Source organism: Planomicrobium sp. YIM 101495, from assembly GCF_009707665.1.
GTDB lineage: Bacteria > Bacillota > Bacilli > Bacillales_A > Planococcaceae > Planococcus.
The window spans coordinates 148,394-167,642 of sequence record NZ_WLZW01000003.1 but is presented as its reverse complement, the minus strand read 5'-3'; the positions used below and the strand labels follow the sequence as shown (position 1 = coordinate 167,642).

Here is a 19,249-nt window from a genome sequence, read left to right as displayed (position 1 = left end):
TTCAGTATTCCCGAAGCAACTGCACTTCAAGCGCTTTCCGGCCGAAAAGAATCGTAAACCCGCATTTCTGAAAAAAGAAGCACACCGCATCAATTCCTGCGGTGTGCAACCTTTTGTTAAAACTTGATTTCTTCGAGTGTTTGGCCTTGGGATTCATAGCCTTTCATGTACTTGATCCGGCGCTGGGCAGCGGTTTCGCTCACTTGCTCATCCGCGTGGTACGAAGAACGTACCATCGGCCCGGCCTGACAATGCTTGAACCCTTTTTGAAGCGCGATTTCCTTCAATTCTTCGAACTCATCTGGGTGATAATAGCGGACAACATCCAAGTGCTTCCGCGTCGGCTGCAAGTATTGGCCAATCGTCATGATGTCGACGTTGTGCGCAAGGAGGTCATCCATCGCTTCTAGAATCTCTTCTTTCGTTTCACCGAGACCGACCATGATGCTCGATTTTGTCGGGACATGCGGTGCGATTTCTTTGACGCGGGCGAGCAGTTCAAGCGAACGATCATACGTTGCACGGGCGCGGACACGTTTCGTCAGACGACGCACAGTTTCGATGTTGTGGTTGAAAATGTCCGGCTCAGCGTCCATCAATGTATGTAAACTTTCGTAATCGCCTTTCATGTCGGACGGCAGTACCTCAATCGTTGTTCCTGGCATCCTTCTGCGGATTGCGCGGACCGTTTCTGCGAAGACAGCAGATCCACCATCATTCAAGTCATCACGCGCGACCGCTGTGACGACGACGTGCTTCAACCCCATGATTTCCGTCGACTCCGCAACGCGCTCCGGCTCACCAAGATCCAGTTCGTTCGGCAAACCTGTCTTGACGGCACAGAACCGGCAAGCACGTGTGCAAGTATCCCCAAGAATCATGAACGTCGCGGTTCTCCGCTCACTCCAGCATTCATGGATATTCGGACAGCGCGCTTCCTCACAAACTGTGTTCAAGTTCTTTTCACGCATCAGCTTTTTCAGATCGGTGTACGTGTCGTTCGTGTTCAGTTTGACCTTCAACCACTCGGGCTTCCGGACATGCTCCTTCGTCTTTGTCATCGTACTCGCTCCCCTTCCCGTTCCCTCAAGTAATTCCACTCTTCGCTTTCGTACTTCTTCACTAACTCAGAGACATCCGCTAAAAGTGCTTCTGGTAATTGCGCAGGCAGCAGGTGGACGCCAAGACCCGTCTCAAATCCTTTGTAAAATGCTTGTTTCACTTCTTCTATCCCGACTTCCTCAGCCAAATAATCGTTGATGGCAATCGCCCGATTCTTGAACGCTTGTTTTGCACGTGCTTTCACTTCTTCGTTCGGATAAACAAAAAGATCGAATAACTTTTCCTCGTTGATTTTAAGTGGTACCGAACCGTGCTGTAGGATTACGCCGCCTTTACGCGTTTGTGCACTGCCTGCTGCTTTCTTTCCGTCGATGGTCAGCTCGTACCAGGACGGCTTCTCGAAACAGTTCGCCGAGCCGCCTTTCTCCCCGTCCGCTGGTAGCGCGAACTCAGCGGAGATACCGAGCCGCTGGTAACCTTCCTTCAAGCCTTTCGATAGCTCCAAATAAGCTTCTTTCACTGTCTTCGGCATTTTCGGATCGTCTTCCGATACGAAGATGCTGTACGTCAGCTCGTGTTCATGTAGCACCGCCTGTCCCCCGGTCAGCCGGCGGACAAGCGGAATTCCCGCGCGTGCGGCATTGTCTACGTTGATGACTCCGTTCACTCCTTGGAAAAAGCCGATGGAAACCCCTGCAGGCGCCCAGCCGTAAAAACGGAGCACGGGCGGAATGCGGCCATCGCTATGCCAATGGAGCAACGTCTCATCCATTGCCATATTGTAGGCGGGAGTCTGATACCCCGAATCGATAAACCACCATGTGTCTCGCATGATTGTCTCACTCCTTTTAGCTGGTCCGCGTGGTCTTCTCCGCACAAAAAACACCGCTCTCCATGTGAAGGAAGCGGTGTATGCAGACGAATCGGAAGCACACGCGCCACTTCCCTCCGCTGGCATGGTCCAGATCAGGTTCGAAGGGTCCGAATCGCAAATCGTCTCAGCCGGCTATTACCGGCTCCCCCAGTGGTCAGCTACATATTCTGTTTCACTCTCACCATAACAGTTAAACTGAAAAATCTCAATATAATTTCTCTTTAGTTTCTTTTTTTTCTTGTGGGTGATTCAGACGATTCTGGGAGCGGAAACTCAAAAAACCGGAAGCAGATTGAAAATCCACGGCTATTTGATTAGTGTAGAATATGCAAGCATTCAGTTTTCCGATAATTGTTCAATAGTAAACACAAAAGAAAGTTGGGTTCCAGTGGATTTCATCATTTTTTCTTTCATCATTTTAATAGCGGCAATCTTGCAGACGAGCACCGGTTTCGGTTTCTCGATTTTAGCTACCCCGTTTCTGCTGCTGCTTTTTGACGTGACAGATGCCATACAGATCAACCTCATCCTGTCCCTTTTTATCTCTCTCGTTTTAATTTCCAAAATCCGCAATGATATTGACATGATGATTTTGAAAAGGCTGATTGCCGGCAGTATAACTGGTTTGCCGGCCGGCATTGCCGTTTTGTGGTTCGCCGATCTGAATCACCTGAAAATCATCGTAAGCATCTTGATACTGTCACTGACCATGCTGCTGATCCTGAATTTCCGGATTTCAAGGACGAACGGCCGGGATGCGCTTTTCGGCGGATTATCCGGCGCAATGACTTCAAGCATCGGTATGCCAGGCCCGCCGCTGCTGCTTTATTTTTCAGGAACGAGTGCATCCAAGGAAAAATTGCGTGGGACGACATTAGCTTTTTATTTGTTCATTTATTCAGCCAGTCTCGTTTTGCAGATCGCTGTCACCGGCATTCAAAAAATTGTCTGGACTTCAAGCGCCGTTGCTCTGCCTGTAGTTATCATCGGTCTTTTTTGGGGGCAGCTGCTGTTCAAACGGATTGACCAGCGGCTGTTCCGCCTGCTCACTTACGGCATTTTGTTATTTACAGGCGGGTATTTATTATGGGAAAGCCTCCCATGATACTTCTATCTACGGTTCAAGTGGTTCTATGGGGAAATTTTTCTTCAGGTGTTCGAATCCATTGCTGGACCGAAGAATTCATAATGGATCCGTTCTTCTGGCATGCCGATCTTTTTCAGCTCGCGGATCATGATTTCCATGAAGACTGCCGGACCGCAAACGTACGCGTCACCCGCAGTATCGATGTATTGCTCAAGCATCTCCCGCGTAATGAAACCGCCTCTTCATCCAAGTACACCGTTTTGTACGTTGCATTGTCCATCCGTTCTGCATATGCTTTGATGTCATCATCAAATGCATGCTGCAGCCGGTTGCGGGCGCTGTGCAGGAACACAGTCGGACGCCCCGGTGTGGAAGACGCCACTTTTTCGAACATGCTCATCATCGGCGTGATGCAGATCCCTCCGCTGATAAAGGCAACAGGCGTTGTCTTCGCGTCGTGCAATACAAAAATGCCGGCAGGCGGGCTGATTTCGACGCGGTCGCCTTCCTCGACATGCTTATGCAAATAATTCGAGACGATGCCGTTCGGGTCATTATCGCTTTCTCGTTTTATGGAAATACGGAACTCATCCGGCTTCGGCGCGTGGGACAAACTGTATTGCCGGATGACTAATTATTCCTCATCCGGCATGGACAGACGGATTGAAATATATTGTCCCGGCTTATATTCCGGCACATTGGAGCCGTCGACCGGTTTTTAAATAGAAGGAAGTGATGACTTCGCTTTTCTTCACTAACGCACAACCGACCGCAATCGAATCTCCAGATTTCTCCGCATGAACCAATGAACGGTCGAACTGCAACTGAGCATCCGCGTACCGCTTCTGCTTGAGAGCAATCAATCCCTGCTCATACAATTTGGCGGAGAAGCATCAATCAGCTCTTCCATCAAAAAGGAAAACAGCACGATACTGATCAGCAGCAAGACGGCAGGAACCCAAAAGTGAAAACGTTTCATGTATAAATCCATTTCGCCCTTTCCCCCTTTCACCCGTTCAGATTCAATAAATTTGCCATGATTTCCGCACTTCCCGGTTGGAACATGAAAAGAGCGAAGGCGATGCCGAGCACGCCTACGACAGAAAGACCTGTTCTCATTGCAGCACGCTTTTTAGAAAATATTCCCGCAAGCAATAGGCCTGCACTGATAAACAGGATAAGAAAATACCAGAATCCCATTTTTTTCACCCTCCAAAAATGCATTTATTATTAAGACGCCTTGTCTGGAAGGAAGTTCTATTATTCTTTTAAGCCGCTTTTTCTTTACTGGCCGCCAAGCGCAGTGCCAGCAGTAAAATCAAGGCAGTCGATGGAAAAACGATCAGCACGCGGATCGCAGTCTCTGTTTCCATTGCTTCTGTAGAAACGGCCATAATCGCATGAACTGCTGCAAACAATACAGCAAATAGCGCGGCGCTGATAATTAGCGCTTGTCTTGTTGCAGCTTCCTTTCCTCCGATAAAGACGAATAACGCGAAAGGCACCGCACACCCTATCGCCAAAATGACATAATTCATATCCGTCAATCCGCCTTCAAACATATAACTCCCAAAAACGATGCCAAGCTCTTTTGCACCTAATCGAATAAACCAGCAATCTCTGCATTGAGGCTGCTGGTTTAAAGAATTTTATATTTTTATTTACTTCCGAAAACTCCTCATAAGTAAAGCAATTACTTTATTAGAAAATTGTTTGGCAAGAACAAAATGCAATGAACGGCATTTAAAAATATCGCTTACCAAAAGCACTTTTTTTCTACTTGTTTAATTTTGCAGCAAAGGCCAGTTCACCCGTTGTCTTAGCCATTTAAAAAACAGTTTCTGCCCCCAGTTCAGTGCCTTTAATCTAATTCATCATGTTAATCCTAAATGCTCACGGAAAGTATGCCCTTCATATTGCTTTCTGAAGATGCCTCTTTTTTGCATTTCAGGAACAACGAGTTCAACAAAGTCCTCTAAACTACCGGGCAGTGTAGGAGGCATAAGGTTAAATCCGTCAGCAACACCCGCCTCAACCCAAATCTCCATCTGATCCACAATTTCCTCAGGCGTACCAATAAGCGTGAAATGCCCACCGCCTGCATTAAGATATCCTAATAGTTCTTTTACTGTAGGTTCGGTATCCTTAATAATTTCAAGTATTGTTTCGTATCGGCCAATTGGACCTGTGAATTCTTCTACAGGAGGCAATGGGGGCACTTTTAGACCAATTTCCCAATTAGAACAATCTTGCTGGAGAAAGAAACTCAACTGTTTTAAAGCGGTTTCCACAGGCAACTTTTCATCTAATGAAGATTTTTTGGCAAGAGCTTCTTCATGCGTACGGCCCACATAAGTGACTAAGCCCGGGAATACTTTGATATGCCGATCACTTGCCTCATTTTGCTTAATCTGTTCATCCAACTTTTTTCGGTACTTCTTTGCTTGATTTAAGTTCCATGACACTGAATAGACTGCATCTGCATATTTCGCAGCTAATGCAATACCTTGTTCAGAGGCTCCTGCTTGCATGGCCACCGGTCTGCCTTGAGGGCTTTTTGGCGTCGTGGATGGTCCCTTCACTTTGAAATAAGTGCCGTTATGGTTGATTGGCCGTATATTGTCAGGGTTTATCAACTGTCTTTCTGCTCGATCGTACAGAAACTCATTGCTGTCCCATGATAGAAATAATTTATTCATGAGAGCAGCAAATTCATCAGCCTTTTTATACCGTTCATCACGGGGAGGCAGTTTGCTCATACTGTGATTTAACGCTTCCTCATCCCTCATTGAAGTGACCAGATTCCATCCGACACGGCCTTTAGTAATATGATCCAGACTCAACAGCTGCCTTGAAGCAGTGAAGGGGTTGGAAAAGGTGCTAGAGATTGTTGAAACTAATCCCACGTAATTCGTCACTTGTGAGATGGCTGTTAAATTGACCACTGGATCCAGCCAAAATGCCGGCATTTCATTTGAATCTTTGGCAAGGAACGATTGATTGTCAGCAAAAAACACCGCATCAAAGCACCCTTTTTCAGCCAACTGCGCCAAGGATTGGTAATAAGAAATGTCTCCAACGCGGCCCACACTTGAGTCAGGCATTAACCAAGCAGCCTGATGATGTCCGCATCCATACAGTAAGATTCCTAAATGGAGTTGTTTCCTTTGAGTTTCTTTCATTAGTTATCTCGCTCCCCAAGTCATGGTTGGCTGCTTAAAAAACCTCTTTTTGTAAAGCTATCCTTTGTAAGTGAAATTATTAGTTCATTGTCAACCCACCGTCTACTGTTATATTCTGGCCTGTAATACCGTCAGCATTTTCTGAAGATAAATAAGCGACCATATTGGCTACATCTTCAGGCGTTGTTACTTTCTTCAATGGCGTTGATTGAGCAATTAAATCGAATACTTCCGGGGTTGTAACAGAACTTGCATCAGTCGTTTTTAATAAGCCACCTGAAACCACATTTGCTTTTATGCCGTATTGTCCCAGTTCCGAAGCGATATTACGTGTAAAACCAATTAATCCAGCTTTAGCTGTTGTATATTCATGGTAGGGTACAACAGGGTTTTGATATAAATTGGTGCCGATACTTATAATGCTTCCATTTTGCCGTTCCATAAATTGAGGCATAACGCTTTGAACTACATTAAATGCTGCCTTTAAAGTACCATCCAGCTGTTTTTGATAATCTTCCCAAGTAAGTTCAGTAAAAGATTTCTGTTTGGTTGGATCAAATTTGAAGTCCACCAATGCATTGTTGACTACGACATCTATTTGGCCAAAATATTCCGTTGCTTTTTTTACTAGCGCATCAACTTCTTTGCGTTTTGTGACATCGGCACAAATTGCAATAGCATTATCCTTCCCTAGCTCAAAAACAAGCTCTTCAGCAGCATCTTTGCTCTTATAATAATTGATAACCACTTTAAACCCTTGTTGCACCAATGTTTTTGCAATAGAAGCTCCTAATCCTCTACTACTACCTGTTACCAATACTGTTCTGTTCATGGTAACCACTCCTTCTTTTTAGTCTTTCTGAATCTTAAATAATTTAGTAAGAGATCAATAAAGAATATGCAAGCACACTTAAACATTCAGATAAATGCACATTAACCTAGATATCGGTGATATAAAGATTTAGCTTCAGGAATGCTTTTCGTTCCATGAATTAAAACACGGCCATCCTTAAAAATGACAAGGCGATGCTCTGCGGTCGAGAAAGACAGCAGATATGGGTTGCGTGAAACCTTTCCCAGCTGTCTGGACAAGGCTTTATCCAAGCTTTCCAAGTCTCTGTCTATCGGTTGGGAAGGACGGATCTGAACCGTATCCCTACCGCATAAGACGGCAGTTTTTGTTTGGTTTGAGAATGAAAGATAAGGATAAGAACGCTCCGCTCCGCAAGAAGGGCAATCCTCTCTTTTAATCTTATCGACGTTAATAGATGATTGGTGATTTTCCCATAGATCGAAGGAGACCAGTTTGTTTCTCAAATGAACTCTATCTTCAACCAAAATTTTTAATGCCTCTGAAATTTGGAAAGACAGGACCATTTGGACAGCAGGGCTGATGATTCCCACCGTATCACATGTAATTCCTCCCATAGGCACCTTCTCTAATAAGCAATTTAGACAAGGGGTTTCACTCGGAAGAATGGTATAACTGATTCCATAACTTCCAACACATGCACTGTAAATCCAAGGGATCTGATATTTTTGGGAAATATCATTGATAATCATCCGGATATCAAAATTATCGCTTGCATCAAGAATCAAGTCGACGCCTTCCACCAACCGTTCCATTTCTTCGACTGAGACATCCATGACATGACAGCAAATTTCCACTTCAGAATTAATAGCCGTTAGTCGTTTTTTAGCCGCCACCGCTTTGGGGATTCGCTGTTCTGCCTCCTCTTCGGTATAAAGCTGCTGACGCTGAAGATTGCTCCACTCCACATAATCCCGGTCCGCGATCGTTAGCTTGTCGATCCCTGCCCGTACCAGCATTTCGGCACTTCCAGTTCCTAATGCGCCAGCACCGATTATCAAGACATGCTTGTTCCTCAATTTCTCTTGTCCTTTTATCCCTATCGGTGCAAAAAGCTCCTGTCGCGAGTATCGTCCATTCAACCGATGCTCATCCCTTCAAGCGGACTGCTGGCAGTGGCATACCGTTTTTTTGGAATTCGTCCCGCCTCAAATCCCAATCTTCCTGCTTCGATTGCAAGTCTCATGGCTCTAGCCATTTTTACTGGATCGTCCGCTCCAGATACAGCTGTATTTAGCAAAACGCCAGCCGCTCCCATTTCCATTGCAATCGCAGCATCAGATGGTGTTCCAATGCCGGCATCGACAATCACAGGAACATTTGCCTGTTCTATAATGAAAGAAAGATTCAATGGATTGATGATCCCCTGGCCAGAGCCAATGGGAGATGCACCGGGCATTATGGCGTGACAGCCCAGTTCTTCGAGCCGTCTTGCCAAAAGAACATCGTCTGATGTATACGGCAAGACAATAAACCCTTCTTTTAATAGTTGTTCTGATGCTTTTAACGTTTCAATTGGATCCGGCAGCAATGTTTTTTGGCAGCCGATTACTTCCACTTTAATCATGTCACAAAGGCCTGATGCCTTAGCCAGTTTTGCAATCCTTACCGCTTCTTCAGCAGTCTTGGCCCCGGCTGTATTTGGTAGTAAGGTATACTTTGAAATATCCAGGTTTTCTAGGAAATTCGGCTGGCTCGCTTCAAATATATTCATTCGTCGGACTGAGAACGTTAGAATCTCTGTACCCGACACATCTACCGCTTCTTTTTGGATCTCAAAGTCTGGATATTTGCCCGTGCCTAATAATAATCTTGATGAGAATTCATGGTTTCCTATCTTCAACATGTTCATCCGCCTCCTACAAAATGGACTAATTCAATTTTATCTTTATCGGAAATCAGAGTTTCTGCATGCTTTTCCTTCTCCAATATTTCAGCGTTTTTTTCAACAATGACTACTTTATTGTTCAACTCAAAATGCTGCAGCAGTTCGGCTATCGTTTTCACTGTATTGGGTACTTCAACTTGATCTCCATTTACCGTCAATATCATTTTCTTCACCTCATTATTGGATTGTTTTCCTGATTGACCGATCTACACGAAAAGGAGATATATCAATTGAAGGAGATTTTCCTTCAATCAAATCAGCCATCACCTCTCCGGTAATCGGAGACAGCAATATCCCATTTCTAAAATGGCCTGTCGCTATAAACAGCCCTTTGTACTCAGGATGTTCACCTAAATAAGGCAAGCCATCTGCCGTTTGCGGACGAATCCCGGTCCACGCTCTTTCCCACTCGCTCTGTGATATGGAAGGCACCAATTTTTTTGCATTCTCCATTAACGAAAAAATCCCCTCTAAAGTGACTTGTTGATTAAATGTATTCGGTACAGAGGTTGCTCCTATAATGATTCTTCCGTCTTTTTTCGGAACAAGATAGCAACCTGGCGTAAAGATTGTACTTGATAATAAGGGAAACTCTGTCCGTACAGAAAAACACTCACCTTTCACAGGATACATTTTGAGCTGTAAGCCTATCTTCATCAACAGCTTCTCGCTCCAAGCCCCTCCTGTTACTACAATGTTGCTGCTCATAAAATCGCCTTCATTCGTAGCAACGCCATTGACTTTTCCATTTGCAATATGAAAGGAATGTACTTCTACATATTCTATAATCACGCAGCCAAGTGCTGAGGCAGATTTTAAAAATCCTAAAGCCAACTGCGGAGCTTCTACTTGTCCATCTCTCTCAAGATACATTGCGCCAATTACGTCATTGGACAATGCCGGCTCTCTTCTTCTCGCTTCTTCACCTGTAAGCAACTCGGCAAGTTCCCCGTTCTGTTTATGGATTCCACTGATCCGATGGTGTTCCTGCTGCTCCCGATCAGTTAAGGCAACCCTTAGCATTCCCTTTTTCACAAGTTCAATATCAACACCGCTGATCATATTCAGTTCATCTGCCAAGTCGTTAAACAACGCTCTGCTGGTTCTGGCTAATTGAAAAAGCGGCCCCTCTCCATCCAACTCGGCTTGGGCACCCAGCATCCCGGCTGCCGCTCCAGATGCTTTACTTGCAAGCCGGTCTTTTTCCAGCAATAAAACCTTCATTCCTCTTTTCGCCAAATTAAAAGCTATTGCTCCGCCATTGACTCCGCCACCGATTATAATGGCATCATACGGTTTATTCATTTAAATCTCTCCTTAACCATTGCAAGCGAACTATTATTTAGTTAAATAGGAACGATATTGCAGTACCGCCTGCGAAGGGTTTTCTGCTTCCAATATCCCTGACATTACAGCGACTCCTTGTGCTCCCGCTTCGATAACATCCCTACTATTTGTCGGTTTTATTCCACCAATCGCTATAACTGGGATAGAAATTGATTCAGAAATGAACCTCAACTGTTCTAAGCCTTTGGGAATGAGTCCTGATTTGGATTGAGTTGAATATACATGGCCGAATATTACATAATCAGCACCTTGCTGCTCGGCAATTTGAGCTTCTTCAAGGGAATGAACGGAACAGCCAACTGTCAAATCCTCAAATTTTCGTTTTACAATTTCAACAGGCAGCGAATGATAGGCTAAGTGAACTCCTTTCACATTTGAAACACAGGCAACATCCGCCCGGTCATTAATTATTATTTTTGAAAGAGGAACTTTTTTGCTTTTTAAAAGCTCCACCGTCTTATATACTTCTTTTGCTGTTTTCGTTTTTTCACGAAGATGGATGAAATCGATGTCAAAATGAATCCTGCCGATGATATCTGCTAATTGTTCCGGCTCTTGCCTTCCTGTAGAGATAATATGCAACTTTTTAGTTTTCATGTATTTTTTCCTTCACTCCCTTAATGCATAAAAAATACCTGGCAAATAAAAAAACCACTCCAGCGACGGAGTGGTTTCGATCATATTTTAAGAATAGATAAAATACATAGCAACCACTTCCCTACGCTAGTTTCAACTAGATCAGGTTCAAAGGGTCCGGATTGCTCCGTCTCAGTCTCAAAAGACTCCCCTAGTGTTTTTATATTCAGTTTTCGAATATCTAAAGTAAGCGTATCATCTCTCGCGTGATTTATCCAGTTCATTCTAAATATTGTTAATTAATTATTACCTTTCGTAATAGTACATTTAAGGGTTTTCCAATTGACAGATAAATTCCAAACTATTGCCATATGGTTCATTGAAATGAATTTTGGCATGTGCAAAATCACTGTTCGGCATAAAAAAAGTTCCGTCGGTTCAAAACCAAATGCCTTTCTCGGTTCATATCCCCTGTTTTTTAACCATTCAACAGTATGTTTCAATCCTTCAATTGATACTTCAAAAGCGATGTGCCTTATGGATGGATGATATTCTACTTCTGCTTTTTCAGTATCCCATAGACCCAACCAACTTTTATCCTTTTCAATCCAAAGAAAAGCTAAATTATCTATTACACCCACTGAAAGAATTATCCGCCAAAGCAAACGCGACGGTGGAAACATGTGATCAAGCGATAAAAGCACTGTCTTATATTTCCGAGTAAACGGAAAAGCAAAATGGAGAAAAGAGACTCACGGATGAGTCTCTTTTCTCCATTTTTATTTAACCTTTTTCATCATTTCCTCTGATAAAAATTTGGAAATTACCGTACGAATTTCGGATTAATTGATGTCCAACCGATCAGCTTTCTTCCGCCAGCTTGAATGCTCTGCGGCTCCGTATACTAAGCGCGAGCCAGAGCAAGGCATTAAAGCCTAGGAAGAATATTCCGAGGATAGCAATGCTCATGATAAATGTTCCGCTTCCATACGCGGAAGACATCGCTTCCCGGAATCCGACAACCGCATAGCTCATCGGAACAAAATCGTGCACACTGCGGAAGAAACCGTTCGTCAACTCTACCGGGAACATGCCTCCGCTCGCTCCCAATTGCAGGACCAGCAGAATCATGGCAACGAATCGTCCAGGATTTCCGAAAGTCATCCCCAGGAACATGATCAGGAACATATAAGTGAGTGAAGTGACGATGGAGATTGCTATGAACTCACCTGTATGTTCCACTTGCAGCTGAAAACCGAACAGCATGATAGCGTCAACTATCAATGCAGCTGCAGTTGCCTGAACAAACCCAAGCGAGAATTTGCTTAACCACCATGCCGTGCCCGAAGTGGACCGTCCTGCCGGGGCATTAATCGGGAACACGATGTTGAATGACAAAGCTCCAACGAAAAGACCCAGCGATAAAATATAAGGTGCCAGTGCATGGCCATAGTTCGGCACTTCGCTGCGCTGGCTTTCGGTAGCTGTTGCCGGAGCTGCAATCATGTCAAAATTTTCATCTTCGACTTGGATGCCTTCCAAGTCGGCTGCTCCTTCCGACAGACTCGCAGCGAGCTCAAAGGATCCTTCCTCCAAACGGCTGATGCCTTCGCCCAGTTTTCCCGAACCGTTCTGGAGCTCACTTGCACCTTTACGAAGTTCACCTGCGCCACTGGCAAGTTCATTTACTCCACCGGAAAGTTCCGGAACTGCTTCTGTCAGACGTTTTGTTCCATCCGCCAATTCATCGGCACCAGAATTCAGTTTTGCTGAATTGGCAGCTAATTGACCGGCTCCTTGTTGAATCTGGCCTGCCCCTTCTGCCGCAGCTGACACTCCGGCGGTATAGGCAGCAGCTCCTTTTTCTAATTTCAATGAGCCCTGTTGCAATGCACCAGCTCCATCAACAAGTTCCACTGAACCTGCTGACAGTGAAGAGACGCCTTCGTTCAGGATGGAACTGCCTTGTGCCAATCCATCGACTGCAGCCGCGAGCTGAGGAAGACTCTCTGCAGCCTGTTCTGCCCCTGCCTGCAATTCTGCACTGCCTTGCACAGCTTCCCCTGCTCCTTCACCGAGAGAAACTGCACCCGGTATAAGTTGGCCTGTAAGCGTATTGTGGACAACCGAATAACCGCCCAGTGCTTCGCTCGCACCGGGATTCACCTGGTCAACTAGATTCTTCAAGTTCGTGATTTGCTCCGGCAATGAACCCAATGATTCGAAAGCTGGGATAATCTGTTCGTTCAAACCGGATGATACAGCAGCCAGGTTTCCGGCAAGCGCTTCAATCGACGCTTGCTGTAATGTTGATTGTTCTGCAGCACTCCCGCTTACAGCAGCTGACAATTCCGTCTGCTGTTCTTCAGTCAAATTGCCATAAACTGGTGCCGACTGTAACGCAGTCAATGAGGAAGACGCGGCAGAGTTCTGCAATTCACTTAAATTTTGCTGGGCCGCCGCCAAATTCGCTTGGAGAGCTGAAGCTTCTTGTCCGTTGTTCGTTACAGAAACTGAGCCGTTCAATTGACTGATGCCTTTTTCAATTCCTGCAAGCCCTTCCTGCAGTGTCTCGATTTGTTCAGCCGCAGGGAGACCCTTATCCAATTCCTTCAATCCATCCTGAAGTGCCGAACTGCCCGCTGCCAAATCTGCCAGACCATCGCCCAGTGCAACTTGGCCCGATACCAACTGCTGGATACCAGAAGAATCGTTCGCCAATTCGCTGGTTTTCGACTGCAACTCATGCAAACCGTTATCTAATCTGGCACTGCCTTGCTGCGTTTCTGAAAGTCCATCGCTCAATTGCTCAGCTCCCGGTACAAAAGATGCCAGTCCTTCTGACAGATTTTCCGTACCTTCCAAAAGAACCGAACCGTTATTATCCAACTCAGCAGTTCCTTCCGACAAGCCAATTGCCCCGTCCCGCAGGCTGGCCACCCCGTTGGTATACTCAAGAATCCCTTTGGCTAGCTGATCAGCCCCATGATCCAAAGTTGATAGGCCACCCGCAAACTGGCTGACACCGATCTCCAGCTTCTCCGCACCATCCTGGAAACTCAAACTGCCTTTTGAAAGTTCACTCAAACCTGCAGTCAATTCTCTATTTCCTTCTTGCAATTGTACTGATCCATTATTCAGCTGGTCAGCACCATCAGCTGCCTCACCTATACCATCGCCCAGCGTTTCAATTTGCCCAAAAATCGCTTTTACATATTCTTTGGTCACATTTTCAGCGATTTCTTCTTTTATATTCATTGTTGCCTGGTTGCTGACTGCTTCAATGAAGAAGCCACGCCCGGGATTTGTTTCATACTCTAAATTCATGGCTTTGGGGTCATCACCCATAGCGGAAGCAGCATTTGCCGAAAAATTGGCCGGGATGGTCAAAACCATAAAGTATGTACCATCATCCATTCCTTTTTCAGCTGTTTCGGCATCCGTAAAATGCCATTCGAGCGCTTCATTTTCTTTTAGGTTTTCAACCAATTCATCTCCCACCGCAAATATGTTGCCTTCATATTCGGAAGGGATATCCTCGTTGACGACTGCGACTGGCAACCGCTCTGTTTTACCATATGGATCCCATGAAGAACCGAGAAAAAAACCAGCATAAATAATCGGTATAAACATCATGACAATCATTGTTCCGAGCAAAAGTGGTTTGGCCAGTAATTGTTTCCATTCCTGTTTCAGCATTTTCACTTAAAATCATCCTGTTCTTTATCTAATACATCACTTAAAGTTTCCCGATTCCAGTTCAATGTCGGCAAATCCGACATTCCCAGCCCTTCTTTCAAAAGGTCAGCCGCTGTCACTTTGGAGAAATATTCAACCAGTAAACGGTCTCCTTGTGAAAATACATTGCGAAGAAGTTCCTGCCCTTTTTGAGCATATTTGCCTTCATGAAAAGCGAGGCTGATCAAGCCCGTATCCGGGTACATCCGAATAGGACCTTCCATTGCTTCAATAACATCGAGCAGCGTAATATCCGTTGCGGCTTTCGCAAGAGAAATACCGCCATTATTACCTGGAACCGACACGACAACTCCTTGCACAACCAATTTTCTCGTAATCTTTTTCATATAGGAAGGTGACACACCCAGTCTGCGACTGATTTCGTCCGAAGCAAGTGGAGCACTGCTTTCCTGTGTGGCAAGCAATACAACAATGCAAATTCCCTGTTCGACACCTTTTGTCAATTGCATATGAAGAACCTCTTTTCATCTACTTCTAATATCCATTATGGACATTGTATATCCAGTTAGAAATTTTACTCCTTTTCTAGGAAAATGCAAGCGGTGGGCCAAATTTTTTTAATGCCAAGAAACAAAAAGACAACAAGCAAATTTGCAGCTGCACTCCCCCGTCTCCATAGGACGGCAATGCACATGAGAAAACAATGGCAAAAATAATATGGGCTCAAGTGGTGAAAACGGGAATGATCATGTCGAATCTGATTCTGATGGCCGCCGGTTTGATCCTGCTGTACATTGTTTCGCCGTTAGCATCCCAGCCCGTGTTCTTAAACGTTTTTTTCTATGTGATTCCTTATATAATGTGGACAAAACGCTACACTATCTGGACTGCCGAAGTTGGGAATATTTTGCGCAAAGTGCATCTATCTCCAAAGCAATATCTATTTGGTTTTATTTATGCTCTCCGGCTTTTTGTACATGCCGCTCAGCCTTTTCCGGCTCCCGTAAATTGGGAATCGAGGCCCAGAATGTTTTTTCCCTTGGTGCAGATGACGGGTGTATTTTTCACCGTCATCATCTATGCTTCGCTCGGCTTAATACTTGCAGCCATTTAACCAACTTACCGATATACCAAAGAAGACCTCCAACCAGTGATTTATCACCGGTTGGAGGTCTTCTTTTGATTTTTGAAGTTCTCCCGAAGTATTGGTGTTATAAGGAGATCTCTTATGGGAATGAAGAGTCTGGATACGAATAGAATACAGTTTGATGTTTCCTGCTTCCGATAATCCCTCATATGTTAACTAAAAAACTATATTAATTATCCAAAATCTTCAAACCTCTGCTTGACTTTAGCCTAATACAAAACTGTGCCCCCAAGGTTAAAGAAAATTCAACTTTTGGGAGGCAGCACTTTTCATGTACGACTATTAAACACTGTGTTGAACAGATCTAATTCTTTAGTTTTAATGTCATGGCATTGACGGCCACGATAACAGTGGACACGGACATCAGAACCGCTCCTGCTGCAGGAGCCAAGGTAATCCCGATGAAGGCTAAAACCCCTGCAGCTATAGGAATCGCAATAAAATTATAACCGGCTCCCCATACGAGGTTTTGATTCATTTTACTGGTTGTTTTATTAGCCAATTCGATAAAGGATTCTATATCTCCCGGATCCGACTGAGTCAAAATCACATCAGCGGAATCGATGGCGACTTGAGTTCCGGCACCGACTGCTATGCCAACATCTGCAATTGCAAGGGAAGGTGCATCGTTTACACCATCGCCGACCATGATGACAGTTTGCCCTTTATTTTTTAGTGATCCCACTAACTCATATTTATCTTGTGGGGATTGATTGGCTCTGTATTCAATACCCAGTTCTTCAGCCACCCCTTGTGCCGCCGTTTCATTGTCACCCGTCGCCATAATCGGTTGTATACCGTTATGTTTCAATGCTTGTATCAGCGTTTTACTCGTTTCTTTTAATTCATCACCTAATGCGACCGTACCGATGGGTTTCCCGTCTTCAATCAGTATGCTTACTGTGGCCCCTTTCGGAATATCCACCGCCACATCTTTTCCAAATGCCTTTTGGCTGATCAATTCGTATTTGCGTCCATTGGCGTTTCCTTCCACGCCGGCACCCGACACGACATCAATCGAATCAAAGCGGACAGGCTGAATCCCTTGTTTCTCAGCGTAATGGACGATCGACTGGGCGATTGGGTGGCTGGATCCGCCTTCAATCCCTGCCATAAGGGCCGCGATTTCAGCTTCGTTATGCTGGCCATCCAGTGTTTCCATGCTCAATACTTTAAATTCCCCTGTAGTCAATGTGCCTGTTTTATCCAGTATCATTACATCTGCCTTGTTTGCCAGTTCCAACGCTTCCCGGTCTTTCACCAACAGCCCGCGGCTTGCTCCCAAACTTGTGCTTCGTGCAATTACTAAAGGAATGGCAAGGCCAAGGGCATGCGGACAAGCGATGACTAATGTTGTAACCGTAAACAGAATGGCTGTTTGAATGTCTGAAATATACAGCCATACGACAAAAGCGATGACGGCCGCTGCAATTGCGATATAAAACAGCCAGCCGGCTACTTTTTGAGCCAGATTTTCAGCTCTGGAAGGCTGAGCTTGAGCCTGTTTAATCAAGGTTTGAACTTGAGAAATGAAAGACCGGTCGCCTGTTTCCTGTACTTCCAAGTACAAAACCCCTTCTCCGTTTGTAGAACCGCCGATTACTTTGTCTCCAACTCCTTTTACAACAGGCTTGGATTCTCCTGTTAATAAGGCTTCATTGATACGGGAATCTCCTCGTTCGATGATGCCATCAGCCGGAACGTTTTCGCCAGCCTGAATACGTACAAGATCTCCGACTTTTAAATCGGCTACCGGACGTGTCTCAATGGCATCGTCTTCCACTACTACATGTGCATCTTTCGGCATAAGTTCAGCGAGTGATTGTTGCGCATCCCCTGCGTCTCCCACCGCTTTCATTTCAATCCAGTGGCCAAGGAGCATGATCAGCAGCAAGGAAGCAAATTCAAAGAAAAATTCCATAACGTGCTCACCTGTCACATAACGTGCCAGCACTGCATAAATGCTATATAAGTAAGAAACGGACAGTCCCAAAGAAATAAGGGCCATCATGCCTGGCGCTTTTTCCTTGAATTCAGCGATTGCCCCTTGATAGAAGGGTTTTCCGCCATAAATCAGCAATATAGTCGCTAATACCGCGACAACAATGTCCGAGTAAGGGAAGGTGAATTGAAAGGGAAGCCGAACGTCCATCATCGGCGACAATAACAAAATGACAATGCCCAAGGGCAGCGACTTCAGAAAAATTTCTTTGAAGTTTCCGTGGTGGTGATGTTCATGTCCACTGTGATCATGACTACTATGATTGTGGTGGGCATGATCATCATGAATTTTGGAAGGATTGCTGTCGTTATGAATGCCTTCTTCCACTTGATCTTCATGGTAAGAATGCCCAAAATGTTCAGAATGGTCCATCTTATGGTCATCTGCCTGTTCATCGTGATGATGGTGTTGGTCTTTTTCATTTTTAGTCATTAAGTACGCCTCCTTCAAAATAGTTACTTCCTTATGCCATTTATACTTTACTTCCGTTATTAATGACGAGAATAATCTATCTGTTCAATGACCCCATTATAGCCGTTCTGCCCGTTTTTTGTTTGAACGTTTTAAGGTCCAACTGGAGACGACAATACTGACTTCAAACATAATGAAGAGCAAAATGATAGTTAGAATATCAAACATGAAATTTCGTTAAACTTTTAGTTTCTCTTAGCATTCCTTGAGCCATCTCCCCCTTGTCTTCATTACTTTGAAAGAAAAAGGCCAAAAGCAATGCACCTTCGCTTTAGGCCTTCCTTTTATGATTTCCTTCTATATATACCTTTACTTTTCCAATTTCACTCGTTGCAGACGAAGCGAGTTCAAAACGACCGACACGGAACTGAAGGCCATTGCGGCCCCGGCAACCCAAGGCGCGAGCAGGCCGATGGCGGCAATCGGGATGCCCACTGTATTGTAAGCGAAAGCCCAGAACAGGTTCTGTTTGATGTTGCGCATCGTTTTGCGGCTCATGATGATTGCATCCGCAATGCTGTTCAAGTCGCCGCGGATCAGTGTAATATCCGCTGCTTCCATCGCCACATCTGTACCCGTGCCGATCGCCATGCCGATATCGGATACGGCCAATGCCGGTGCGTCGTTGATGCCGTCACCGACCATCGCCACTTTCTTGCCTTGCTGCTGCAGTTTCTTCACTTCATCCGCTTTGCCCTTCCGGTAGCACTTCCGAAATCACCGCATCGACACCGACTTCTTTGCCGATCGCCTGCGCGGCCCGCTCGTTGTCGCCCGTCATCATGATGACTTTAATGCTCAGCTGATGTAGACTATCTACCGCCTATCTTGAGACGTGTGACTAGATGTTTTGCACATGCAAAACCACCTCCGATTTCAGTGCTTATTTCGAGTGCACCCTTTCGAAGGTTTTTTATATTAGCCTATTACTTCAGGCAGTCTAATCTTTAATGAACTATTTTCAGTTATTTTCGTCCGTCCCACTTACTTCGACAGATATAATGAGAGTCAGAATCGCGGTAACGATAAGAACAAGAGACATA

At 45.0% G+C, this 19,249-nt stretch carries 18 protein-coding genes, 2 pseudogenes and 2 riboswitches; of the genes and pseudogenes, 3 read left to right on the top strand and 17 right to left on the bottom strand.

From position 1 onward, the window contains the following. Nucleotides 1-116 precede the first annotated feature (116 nt). Complete coding sequence (lipA, locus tag GIW82_RS12075) at nucleotides 117-1,061, bottom strand: lipoyl synthase (protein WP_154750190.1); 945 nt, start codon at nucleotides 1,059-1,061, stop codon at nucleotides 117-119. Continuing rightward, nucleotides 1,058-1,894 (bottom strand): lipoate--protein ligase family protein, encoded by an 837-nt coding sequence (locus tag GIW82_RS12070; RefSeq protein ID WP_154750189.1) that lies wholly within the window; start codon nucleotides 1,892-1,894, stop codon nucleotides 1,058-1,060. The genes lipA and GIW82_RS12070 overlap by 4 nt, the downstream gene beginning before the upstream one ends. 94 nt (nucleotides 1,895-1,988) lie before the next feature. Further along, nucleotides 1,989-2,095, bottom strand: a riboswitch (TPP riboswitch). A gap of 229 nt (nucleotides 2,096-2,324) precedes the next feature. On the opposite strand from GIW82_RS12070, the gene GIW82_RS12065 reads away from it, so the two are divergent. Beyond that, entirely contained in the window at nucleotides 2,325-3,041 is a 717-nt protein-coding gene (locus GIW82_RS12065) for a sulfite exporter TauE/SafE family protein (RefSeq protein WP_370456226.1), read from the top strand. 127 nt (nucleotides 3,042-3,168) lie between these two features. Here the strand turns inward: GIW82_RS12065 and GIW82_RS14925 are convergent, their stop codons facing one another. The 11 genes from GIW82_RS14925 to GIW82_RS12010 all read right to left on the bottom strand — a co-directional run bounded on the left by GIW82_RS14925 (nucleotide 3,169) and on the right by GIW82_RS12010 (nucleotide 11,528). Continuing rightward, nucleotides 3,169-3,636 (bottom strand): ferredoxin reductase domain-containing protein, encoded by a 468-nt coding sequence (locus GIW82_RS14925; RefSeq protein WP_230309381.1) that lies wholly within the window; start codon nucleotides 3,634-3,636, stop codon nucleotides 3,169-3,171. Nucleotides 3,637-4,031: 395 nt separating this feature from the next. After that, nucleotides 4,032-4,223 carry a hypothetical protein gene (locus GIW82_RS12055; protein ID WP_154750188.1) on the bottom strand — a complete coding sequence of 64 codons (192 nt, stop codon included), beginning with the start codon at nucleotides 4,221-4,223 and terminating at the stop codon, nucleotides 4,032-4,034. 68 nt (nucleotides 4,224-4,291) lie between these two features. Beyond that, nucleotides 4,292-4,585: a hypothetical protein gene (locus tag GIW82_RS12050; RefSeq protein ID WP_195914039.1), complete on the bottom strand. Its 294-nt coding sequence runs from the start codon at nucleotides 4,583-4,585 to the stop codon at nucleotides 4,292-4,294. Nucleotides 4,586-4,897: 312 nt separating this feature from the next. Beyond that, a complete protein-coding gene (locus tag GIW82_RS12045; RefSeq protein WP_154750186.1) occupies nucleotides 4,898-6,205 on the bottom strand; it encodes an LLM class flavin-dependent oxidoreductase in 1,308 nt (435 codons plus the stop codon). Between the two features lie 79 nt (nucleotides 6,206-6,284). Further along, the gene (locus tag GIW82_RS12040; RefSeq protein WP_154750185.1) at nucleotides 6,285-7,037 is read right to left on the bottom strand and encodes a 3-oxoacyl-ACP reductase; all 753 of its coding nucleotides are present in this window, start codon (nucleotides 7,035-7,037) and stop codon (nucleotides 6,285-6,287) included. A gap of 101 nt (nucleotides 7,038-7,138) precedes the next feature. Continuing rightward, nucleotides 7,139-8,158, bottom strand: coding sequence for a thiazole biosynthesis adenylyltransferase ThiF (locus GIW82_RS12035; RefSeq protein WP_154750184.1), 1,020 nt, complete (start codon nucleotides 8,156-8,158; stop codon nucleotides 7,139-7,141). Then, the gene (locus GIW82_RS12030) at nucleotides 8,155-8,922 is read right to left on the bottom strand and encodes a thiazole synthase (RefSeq protein WP_154750183.1); all 768 of its coding nucleotides are present in this window, start codon (nucleotides 8,920-8,922) and stop codon (nucleotides 8,155-8,157) included. The genes GIW82_RS12035 and GIW82_RS12030 overlap by 4 nt, the downstream gene beginning before the upstream one ends. Before the next feature lie 2 nt (nucleotides 8,923-8,924). Further along, nucleotides 8,925-9,128 carry a sulfur carrier protein ThiS gene (gene thiS, locus GIW82_RS12025; protein ID WP_154750182.1) on the bottom strand — a complete coding sequence of 68 codons (204 nt, stop codon included), beginning with the start codon at nucleotides 9,126-9,128 and terminating at the stop codon, nucleotides 8,925-8,927. Between the two features lie 13 nt (nucleotides 9,129-9,141). Further along, complete coding sequence (thiO, locus tag GIW82_RS12020; protein ID WP_154750181.1) at nucleotides 9,142-10,269, bottom strand: glycine oxidase ThiO; 1,128 nt, start codon at nucleotides 10,267-10,269, stop codon at nucleotides 9,142-9,144. 33 nt (nucleotides 10,270-10,302) lie between these two features. Then, the gene (gene tenI, locus GIW82_RS12015) at nucleotides 10,303-10,908 is read right to left on the bottom strand and encodes a thiazole tautomerase TenI (RefSeq protein WP_154750180.1); all 606 of its coding nucleotides are present in this window, start codon (nucleotides 10,906-10,908) and stop codon (nucleotides 10,303-10,305) included. A gap of 101 nt (nucleotides 10,909-11,009) precedes the next feature. Then, nucleotides 11,010-11,110: riboswitch (TPP riboswitch) on the bottom strand. A gap of 76 nt (nucleotides 11,111-11,186) precedes the next feature. Continuing rightward, a complete protein-coding gene (locus tag GIW82_RS12010) occupies nucleotides 11,187-11,528 on the bottom strand; it encodes a VOC family protein (protein WP_230309386.1) in 342 nt (113 codons plus the stop codon). On the opposite strand from GIW82_RS12010, the pseudogene GIW82_RS12005 reads away from it, so the two are divergent. Beyond that, a pseudogene (locus GIW82_RS12005) lies at nucleotides 11,516-11,611 on the top strand (YtoQ family protein); the annotation flags it as partial. The gene GIW82_RS12010 and the pseudogene GIW82_RS12005 overlap by 13 nt on opposite strands. Nucleotides 11,612-11,748: 137 nt before the next feature. Here GIW82_RS12005 and GIW82_RS12000 read toward each other — a convergent pair. Both GIW82_RS12000 and GIW82_RS11995 read right to left on the bottom strand, forming a co-directional pair. Continuing rightward, nucleotides 11,749-14,586: a YhgE/Pip domain-containing protein gene (locus GIW82_RS12000; RefSeq protein ID WP_154750255.1), complete on the bottom strand. Its 2,838-nt coding sequence runs from the start codon at nucleotides 14,584-14,586 to the stop codon at nucleotides 11,749-11,751. Nucleotides 14,587-14,588: 2 nt separating this feature from the next. Then, the gene (locus tag GIW82_RS11995) at nucleotides 14,589-15,095 is read right to left on the bottom strand and encodes an Rrf2 family transcriptional regulator (RefSeq protein WP_154750179.1); all 507 of its coding nucleotides are present in this window, start codon (nucleotides 15,093-15,095) and stop codon (nucleotides 14,589-14,591) included. 239 nt (nucleotides 15,096-15,334) lie between these two features. Between GIW82_RS11995 and GIW82_RS11990 the strand changes: the two genes are divergently transcribed. Further along, entirely contained in the window at nucleotides 15,335-15,700 is a 366-nt protein-coding gene (locus GIW82_RS11990; RefSeq protein WP_195914038.1) for a hypothetical protein, read from the top strand. A gap of 337 nt (nucleotides 15,701-16,037) precedes the next feature. On the opposite strand, the gene GIW82_RS11985 is transcribed toward GIW82_RS11990, so the two are convergent. Next, nucleotides 16,038-18,167, bottom strand: coding sequence for a heavy metal translocating P-type ATPase (locus GIW82_RS11985; RefSeq protein WP_195914037.1), 2,130 nt, complete (start codon nucleotides 18,165-18,167; stop codon nucleotides 16,038-16,040). A gap of 348 nt (nucleotides 18,168-18,515) precedes the next feature. After that, nucleotides 18,516-19,002, bottom strand: a pseudogene (locus GIW82_RS11980) (HAD-IC family P-type ATPase); the annotation flags it as partial. Between the last annotated feature and the right edge of the window lie 247 nt (nucleotides 19,003-19,249).